This is a genomic window from Mesorhizobium sp. (assembly GCF_024509055.1).
Taxonomy (GTDB): domain Bacteria; phylum Pseudomonadota; class Alphaproteobacteria; order Rhizobiales; family Rhizobiaceae; genus Mesorhizobium.
Genome location: NZ_JANINM010000013.1, coordinates 1 through 7,532, shown reverse-complemented (window position 1 = coordinate 7,532; position 7,532 = coordinate 1). Strand labels below are relative to the sequence as shown.

The window sequence follows — 7,532 nt, the reverse complement described above, 5'->3', positions numbered from 1 at the left end:
TCAAGACGGCCGACTTCGGCGCGTTCGTCAACTTCTTCGGCCCGCGCGACGGTCTCGTCCATATCTCGCAGCTCGCCAATGAGCGCGTCGCCAAGACCTCCGATGTCGTCAAGGAAGGCGACAAGGTGTGGGTCAAGCTGATGGGCTTCGACGAGCGCGGCAAGGTTCGCCTGTCGATGAAGGTCGTCGACCAGGCTACCGGCAAGGAGATTGTTCAGGAGAAGAAGAAGCAGGAAGGCGAGGAAGACGCCGCCTGATCGGCCTGACCGGATAAATCATGACGGGCGCGCCGCGAGGTCGCGCCCGTTTTCGTTTGAGGAGCTGGGGCATGGCTGCCGAGCCGCTGAAAACGCTATTCTATCCCTTCGAGGCGGAGGCGCTGCCTTTGCCGCGAAAGGACGCTCGCGTTCTGTTTCTGGGCGCTGAACCAGGGTTCCGCCCGCCTGCGGGCTTCGATGCGGGACTGCATCTGGTGCAGGGGTTCCGACCGCATTTTCGCGCATTGCAGGCATCGGGCTATGCCGTCACGCCGCGCGGGGAAGGGAGCGGCTTTGATGCCGTCCTGGTGCTCGCGGGGCGCCATCGTGGCCAGAACGAGATGCGGATCGCCGAGGCCATGGAACGTGCGACGCCGGGCGGGCTGATCGTCGTCGCGGGCGGCAAGGATGAAGGCATCGACAGTTTGCGCAAACGTGTCGCCGGGCTGGTGCCGATCGAAGGTCATCTGCCGAAACATCACGGCGTTGCTTTCTGGTTCAGGCAGGGCGGCGCCGATGCGCCTGCGGCTCTTCGCGCCGCCAATCCCGATCTTCTTGTCGAGGGGCATTTCCACACCGCCCCTGGCATGTTCTCGTTCGACAGGATCGACGCCGGCTCGAAGCTACTGGCAGCGAACCTTCCTGGTGAGCTCAAGGGCAACGTGGCCGACTTCTGTGCCGGCTGGGGCTACCTGGCGGGCGAGGTCGCCCAACGCGCGACAAGTCTCACCGCGCTCGATCTCTACGAAGCCGATTTCGAAGCGCTCGAGGCAGCGAAGCTGAATGTCCGCGCGGTCATCGAGCCGCGCTTCTTATGGCTCGATCTACTTACCGAGACGGTCGAGCGGCGCTATGACGTGATCGTCATGAACCCGCCCTTCCACAGCGGCCGCGCGGCCGAGCCGGGCATCGGCGCCGGCATGATCCGCGCCGCTGGCAAGGCGCTGAAACCGGGCGGGCGCCTGTTCATGGTCGCCAATCGGCAGCTTCCCTACGAGCAGGTGCTGGCAGCCGCTTTCGCCAGTCACGCAGAGGTCGCGCGCGACGGCATGTTCAAGGTGCTTTCGGCGCGGCGGTAGTGGTGATTATTGCAGGCTGACGAGGCGCGCCGGCTCGCGCGCGCCGAAGGCGGGGCGCGCCTGGCCAAGCTCAATCTTGAGCGGCGCCGGACGGCCAAATAGATAGCCCTGTACCACCTCGCAGCCGGCGGCTCTGAGCAGCGTGGCCTGGTTCTCCGTCTCGACGCCTTCGGCAATGATGCCGACGCCCAGTGCGCGAGAGAGCCCGACGATGGTCGAGACCACCGCGCCGGAGCTGGAATCGGTGTCGATGCGGCTGACGAAGGAACGGTCGATCTTCAGCTTTCCGAACGAGAAATCGATCAGGTAGCTCAGATTGGAATAGCCCGTGCCGAAATCGTCGACAGCCACTGAGATGCCCATGTCCGCGAGCTGCTTGAGGATGACGGCCGCGCGGTCGCGGTCCTGCATCATCGCCGTTTCGGTGACTTCGAGCTCCAGCCGGGATGGCTTGATGCCCGTCGATGCCATCGTCTCGTGAACGATGCCGACGAAGTCCTTGGTCATGAACTGGACCGGCGAGATATTGACGGCGACGAAGCAGTCCTCCGGCAGATGTTTGGCGTCGCTGCAGGCCTTGCGCAGCACCCATTCGCCGATCGGATTGATCATGCCGGTTTCCTCGGCGATCGGTATGAACTCCATCGGCGGGATCATGCCGCGTTCCGGATGCTTCCAGCGGATAAGCGCTTCGTAGCCCACGACGCGGCCGCTCGGCAGGTCGAACTGCGGCTGGTAGTGGAGATCGAAATCGCCGCGATCGAAAGCGGTCTTCAGTTCGGACTCGATCCATTGCCTGTAGTCCGCCACGCGGCCCATATCGGAATGGAACACCGACCAGTTGCCCATGCCGCTGGCGCGCGCGTTCTGCAGCGCCAGGTTCGAGCGCCGCAGGACGAGGACCGGATCGACACCGTCCTTCGGCATTGCCACGATGCCGACGGACAGGCTGACCGACTGCAGATGCGTCTGCAATTGATAGGGTTCGGTCATCTCGTTGATGAGCTTCTCGATCAGCCGTTCGATCGATCCCTTTATATCGCGATCCGGCAACAGCACGGCGAATTCGCCAGCGCCGAGGCGGCCGATCATGGTGCCCTCGGGCATGTTCTCCCGCAGCCTCCTGGTGAAGGCGCGGATCAACTCGTCGCCAAGGCTGTAGCCGATGGCGTCATTGATCTGCTTGAACCGATCGATATCGATGTCGATCAGGAATACCGGCTCGGCCGTGCGTATCGTCTCGGATGCCGCATCGGCGATCTTGCCGACCATGGCCTGGCGCGACAGCAGTCCCGTAAGCTTGTCGAAATGCGTTTCCTTGAAGACGTATTCTGCCGATTCATCGACGCCGGCGAAAAACGAAAGCGAGGCGCCGCCCGCGGCAAGGGCGCATAAGGCGGCGATGATGCCGATCAGCGTCTCGGCCGGCATGCCGGCCAGGCCGTCGCCAAAACCGAACCGCAGCCCCCAGAGCCCGAGGACGAAACTGCCCATGCCAGAGCTGGCGACTGTGATCAGCCGGAACAGCGGCGTCCGCTTCGGATTGCTGACTGCAGGCATGCAAGATCCCTAGATTACGGGACCTTCTAGCAGGCATCTCCTTAAAATCAGTTTCCGCCAATGCATCCAATTTTACTGGACGGAACTATTTGCGGCGCCGATCTACTCCCGGCTGCCGTCGTTCTGCTTCAGCTCGTCCAGCGTAGGCATCGAGACGATGTGGTAGCCTGAATCCACATAGTGGATCTCACCGGTGACACCCGAAGACAGGTCGGAAAGCAGATAAAGCGCCGAGCCGCCCACTTCGTCGATGGTCACCGTGCGGCGCAGCGGCGAATTGCGCTGCTGATAGGAGAACATGTGGCGTGCGTCCGAAACACCCGAGCCAGCGAGCGTCCGCACCGGCCCTGCCGAGATACCGTTCACCCGGATGCCGCGCGGGCCGTAGTCGTTGGCCAGATAGCGCACGCTTGCCTCCAGCCCTGCCTTGGCGACGCCCATGACGTTGTAGTTCGGCATGACCCTGACCGAACCGGCATAGGTCAGCGTGATCATGGAGCCGCCATTGCGCATCAGGGGCGCGGCATTGCGGGCGACCTCGGTGAAGGAATAGCAGGAGATCACCATCGTGCGGACGAAATTGTCGCGGCTGGTGTCGGCGTAGAGGCCCTTGAGCTCGTTCTTGTCGGAAAAGCCGATGGCATGGACAACGAAGTCGATCTCGCCCCAGGCCTTGCCGAGGGTTTCGAAAGTCGCGGTCACCGAGGCGCTGTCCTCGACATCGCAAGGCACCACAAGCGAAGCGCCAACCTTGTCGGCAAGCGGCTTGACCCGTCGGCCGAAGGCGTCGCCCTGATAGGTGAAGGCAAGCTCCGCCCCATGTTCGGACAGTTTCTTGGCGATGCCCCAGGCGATCGAATGATCGTTGGCCACACCCATGACAAGCCCGCGCTTGCCCTTCATCAGCCCTTCCATGTCCGGCAATCCTTATGCGGAATAGCGCTGGAAAATCAGCGTTGCGTTGGTGCCACCGAAGCCGAAGGAATTGGACAGGACGGTGTCGATCTTGGCGTTGTCGATGCGCTTGCGCACGATTGGCATGCCTTCGAATTCAGGATCGAGCTCCTCGATATGGGCGCTTTCGCCGATGAAGCCGCCCTGCATCATGAGGATGGAGTAGATCGATTCCTGCACGCCGGCCGCACCCAGCGAATGGCCGGTAAGCGACTTCGTCGAGGTGATGTAGGGCATCTTGTCGCCGAACACCTCGCGGATGGCGCCCATTTCCTTGGAATCGCCGACCGGCGTCGAGGTGCCGTGCGTGTTGATGTAGTCGACTGGCGTGGCGACGGTGGCAAGCGCCTGCCGCATGCAGCGGATGGCGCCTTCGCCTGACGGCGCCACCATGTCGTAGCCGTCCGACGTCGCGCCGTAGCCGACGATCTCGGCATAGATCTTGGCGCCGCGCGCCTTGGCGTGCTCCAGTTCTTCCAGAACCAGCACGCCCGCGCCGCCGGCGATGACGAAGCCGTCGCGGTTGACGTCATAGGCACGCGAAGCGGTCGGCGCCTTGTCGTTGAACTTGGACGACATCGCGCCCATGGCGTCGAACAGGTCCGACATCGTCCAGTCGAGGTCCTCGTGGCCGCCGGCGAACATCATGTCCTGCTTGCCCCATTGGATCAGCTCATAGGCGTTGCCGATGCAATGGGCCGAGGTCGAGCAGGCGGATGAGATCGAGTAGTTGACGCCGTGGATCTTGAACCAGGTGGCCAGCGTCGCCGACGCGGTCGACGACATCGCCTTCGGCACCGCGAACGGGCCGATGCGCTTGGGGCTGTTGTTCTTGAGCGTGGTCTCTGCCGCTTCGACGATCGTCCTGGTCGACGGGCCGCCGGAGCCCATGACGATGCCGGTGCGCTCGTTGGTGATGTCGTTCTCGCCGAGGCCGGCATCCGCGATCGCCTGGTCCATGGCGACGTGGTTCCAGGCGGCGCCCTGCGACAGGAAGCGCATGGCGCGGCGGTCGATCATGGCCGACGGATCGAGCGTCGGCGCGCCCCACACCTGGCAGCGGAAGCCATGTTCGGCGAAGGAATTGGAGAAGCTGATGCCGGACTTGGCATCGTAAAGCGAGGTCTGCACCTCATTGGCATTGTTGCCGATCGACGACACAATGCCGAGGCCTGTCACTACGACCCGTCTCATTCGCAACTCCTTCCGGCGTATCCGGTGGAAAACCTAGTCGGTTTTCGTCCGGGATCATACGCAAATAAAAACTCGGCGGCGTCCTGGCATCCTTCAGGCACGTGGACGACGCCGCGGCGATGACGATCAGGCGGCCGACTGCTTGGAAAGGCCGACCTTCAGGTCCGTCGCGGCGTATATGGGTTCGCCGTCCGCCTTGAGCCAGCCGTCGGCAATGCCCAGCACCAGGCGTCCGCGCATCACGCGCTTGAAATCGACGCCATACTCGACCTTCTTGACCGACGGCGTCACCATGCCCTTGAACTTGACCTCGCCGGTCGACAGCGCCATGCCCTTGCCGGGTTCGCCGAGCCAGCCGAGGTAGAAACCGGTCATCTGCCACATGGCATCGAGACCGAGGCAGCCCGGCATGATCGGATTGCCGATGAAATGGCAGGCGAAGAACCACAGGTCCGGCTTGATATCGAATTCGGCGCGGATGAAACCCTTGTCGAACGCGCCGCCGGTCTCGCTGATCTCGGTGATGCGGTCGAACATCAGCATCGGAGGGTAGGGCAGCTGTGCGTTTCCCGGCCCGAACAACTCGCCGCGGGCGCAGGCAAGGAGTTCCTCGTAATCGTAGCTGGACTTTTGACCCGCCATTAATTCTGTCCCCGTTTTCGTTCCGGGCGGCAGGGCGCCCTTGGTCGTTGGTTTCCTAACACACTCTGTTTGTGGCCGGAAACCGGCGTTTGCGCTTAACCCGTGCGTCTGCCCGGGTCAATGCGCGCTATTGATCGCATTCGGGCGACAGAATATATGTCGAGATGTGTCCAGTTTCGGCTTCCGACGTTTTTTCGCCATGCTGGACTTGTCTAGAGGGCTGGGCCGCAAGCTTCGATATGTAGATGGATTCAGGCTGCCGGAAGGAAAATGTCGCTGTGGACAAGCGGGTTCGCGAAGCCGGCCTGAGGCCGACGCGCCAGCGTATTGCGCTGGCCGATCTGCTTTTCGCCAAAGGCGACCGCCATCTCTCGGCCGAGGAACTGCACGAGGAGGCGGTCGCCGCCGGCGTGCCGGTTTCGCTGGCGACCGTCTATAATGCGCTGCATCAATTCACTCAGGCCGGCCTCCTGCGCATCCTCGCTGTCGAGGGATCGAAAACGTATTTCGACACCAACACCTCGGACCATCATCACTTCTATATCGAAGGCGAGAACCGGATTTTCGATATCGAGAGCGGACCGGTCACTGTCTCCAACCTGCCGGCGCCTCCGGAGGGCATGGAGATCGCCAATGTCGACATCGTCGTAAGGCTGCGACCGAAACGCGGCGGCTGATCCCGTGGCGATGCGGCCCGTCGACCTGATCGTCCGGTTTGAATGGGTTACCGTCGCTGCGTTGGCAATCGTTTGCTACGCCATGTTCGGCTTTTCCTGGTGGCTGTTTGTGCTGCTGATCCTGGCGCCGGATCTATCGATGCTGGGTTACCTCGGCGGGCCGCACGTCGGCGCCGTCACCTACAACGCCTTGCATATCCTGATCGCCCCGCTCGTGTTGCTGCTTACGGGCGCGTTGCTCGCCGGCCCGATCACAACCGCCGTAGCGCTCATCTGGATCGCGCACATCGCCATCGACCGTGCCCTCGGCTACGGCCTTAAGCTGCCCACCGGTTTTCGGGATACGCATCTCGGCCGCATCGGCCGAGACCGTAACGGCAAGGCCGGCGAACTCAGTTCTTGAACTTCTCGCCCGGATAGGCGCCCCAGACCTGCGACTGGGCCATCCAGCCGGTATGGCCGGCGAAGGTCATTTCACACCACTGGCCGTCGCATTTCTTGATGGAGCCTATCACTCCCGACTCGATGATGGCGATGACGCCGGCATCCTTGTCGGGTTCGTTGAGCAGATTGATTCGTCCACCCTTGCCGCGCTGCCAGGGCGCGACGATCGCGGTGCGGTGGCCCGACAGCAGCGACTGGTTGATCCAGCCTTCCGAACCGTCCGAATCGCGAACGCGCCGCCAGGTGTCGAATTCCTGGATGACCTCCATAGGCAGCCCGGCCTTCATGTACATCCAGTTGACGGAGTAGTTGGCGCCGGGCCCGACGCGCGAGTTGACGCGCGCCGGCTTGAGGCTGACGAATCGCGGCAGCGGCAGGCCGCTTGGGCCGAGCGTTATGGTCTGTGCCGGCGCGGCCGCGCTTTGCGCGGATGCCTGCGGAGCACAAAGGAAAGCGCCGAGGATGGCTGCGCTGAGAGCCAGGCGAAGCGACGCGAAACCAGACACCTTCGTTCCTTTCGGCGCCGGTCCGTCGGGATGAGCGCCCCTTTTTCTTTGTCTTCGGCGACACCGCTTGTTACAGGAGTGGGCTGATGCCGCGACTGGTTACAAGTTTCGCCTGTCTTGGTTAAAGAGGTCTCAACGAGATCGGTTTCGAGGAAGCTTCGGGGATAAAATGGCAGGCAAAAAACGGCCCCTCGTCGTCATCACGCGCAAGCTGCCCGA

The 7,532-nt window shown here is 62.7% G+C and carries 9 protein-coding genes; 4 read left to right on the top strand and 5 right to left on the bottom strand.

The features are described 5' to 3' along the window. Together Q0L57_RS00925 and Q0L57_RS00920 are read left to right on the top strand one after the other, a co-directional pair. Positions 1-257, top strand: a 257-nt coding sequence (locus Q0L57_RS00925) for a S1 RNA-binding domain-containing protein (protein WP_296736480.1), incomplete at its 5' end; no start/stop codon positions are given. Positions 258-328: 71 nt separating this feature from the next. Beyond that, positions 329-1,336 carry a class I SAM-dependent methyltransferase gene (locus Q0L57_RS00920; protein ID WP_296736478.1) on the top strand — a complete coding sequence of 336 codons (1,008 nt, stop codon included), beginning with the start codon at positions 329-331 and terminating at the stop codon, positions 1,334-1,336. A gap of 6 nt (positions 1,337-1,342) precedes the next feature. On the opposite strand, the gene Q0L57_RS00915 is transcribed toward Q0L57_RS00920, so the two are convergent. From Q0L57_RS00915 to fabA, 4 genes are all read right to left on the bottom strand, one after another. Then, positions 1,343-2,896: a bifunctional diguanylate cyclase/phosphodiesterase gene (locus Q0L57_RS00915; protein WP_296736475.1), complete on the bottom strand. Its 1,554-nt coding sequence runs from the start codon at positions 2,894-2,896 to the stop codon at positions 1,343-1,345. A gap of 102 nt (positions 2,897-2,998) precedes the next feature. Further along, positions 2,999-3,811 carry an enoyl-ACP reductase FabI gene (fabI, locus tag Q0L57_RS00910; RefSeq protein ID WP_296736472.1) on the bottom strand — a complete coding sequence of 271 codons (813 nt, stop codon included), beginning with the start codon at positions 3,809-3,811 and terminating at the stop codon, positions 2,999-3,001. Positions 3,812-3,823: 12 nt separating this feature from the next. Next, positions 3,824-5,044 (bottom strand): beta-ketoacyl-ACP synthase I, encoded by a 1,221-nt coding sequence (fabB, locus tag Q0L57_RS00905; protein ID WP_296736470.1) that lies wholly within the window; start codon positions 5,042-5,044, stop codon positions 3,824-3,826. Positions 5,045-5,170: 126 nt separating this feature from the next. Continuing rightward, entirely contained in the window at positions 5,171-5,686 is a 516-nt protein-coding gene (fabA, locus tag Q0L57_RS00900; RefSeq protein WP_296736467.1) for a 3-hydroxyacyl-[acyl-carrier-protein] dehydratase FabA, read from the bottom strand. Positions 5,687-5,931: 245 nt separating this feature from the next. On the opposite strand from fabA, the gene irrA reads away from it, so the two are divergent. Then, positions 5,932-6,363 (top strand): iron response transcriptional regulator IrrA, encoded by a 432-nt coding sequence (gene irrA, locus Q0L57_RS00895; protein WP_296736464.1) that lies wholly within the window; start codon positions 5,932-5,934, stop codon positions 6,361-6,363. Between the two features lie 10 nt (positions 6,364-6,373). After that, positions 6,374-6,766 carry a DUF4260 domain-containing protein gene (locus tag Q0L57_RS00890; RefSeq protein WP_296736461.1) on the top strand — a complete coding sequence of 131 codons (393 nt, stop codon included), beginning with the start codon at positions 6,374-6,376 and terminating at the stop codon, positions 6,764-6,766. On the opposite strand, the gene Q0L57_RS00885 is transcribed toward Q0L57_RS00890, so the two are convergent. After that, on the bottom strand, positions 6,756-7,313 hold the full coding sequence (locus Q0L57_RS00885; protein WP_296736459.1) for an SH3 domain-containing protein: 558 nt from the start codon (positions 7,311-7,313) through the stop codon (positions 6,756-6,758). The two genes, Q0L57_RS00890 and Q0L57_RS00885, sit on opposite strands and share 11 nt — an antisense overlap. Positions 7,314-7,532: the final 219 nt, after the last annotated feature.

What these genes read in the sequence shown, in the direction of transcription:
- Q0L57_RS00890 (WP_296736461.1), top strand. Translation starts at nt 6,374, where the DNA reads ATGCGGCCCGTCGACCTGATCGTCCGGTTTGAATGGGTTACCGTCGCT.
- fabB (WP_296736470.1), bottom strand. Translation starts at nt 5,044, where the DNA reads ATGAGACGGGTCGTAGTGACAGGCCTCGGCATTGTGTCGTCGATCGGC.
- Q0L57_RS00920 (WP_296736478.1), top strand. Translation starts at nt 329, where the DNA reads ATGGCTGCCGAGCCGCTGAAAACGCTATTCTATCCCTTCGAGGCGGAG.
- fabI (WP_296736472.1), bottom strand. Translation starts at nt 3,811, where the DNA reads ATGGAAGGGCTGATGAAGGGCAAGCGCGGGCTTGTCATGGGTGTGGCC.
- fabA (WP_296736467.1), bottom strand. Translation starts at nt 5,686, where the DNA reads ATGGCGGGTCAAAAGTCCAGCTACGATTACGAGGAACTCCTTGCCTGC.
- Q0L57_RS00915 (WP_296736475.1), bottom strand. Translation starts at nt 2,896, where the DNA reads ATGCCTGCAGTCAGCAATCCGAAGCGGACGCCGCTGTTCCGGCTGATC.
- irrA (WP_296736464.1), top strand. Translation starts at nt 5,932, where the DNA reads ATGGATTCAGGCTGCCGGAAGGAAAATGTCGCTGTGGACAAGCGGGTT.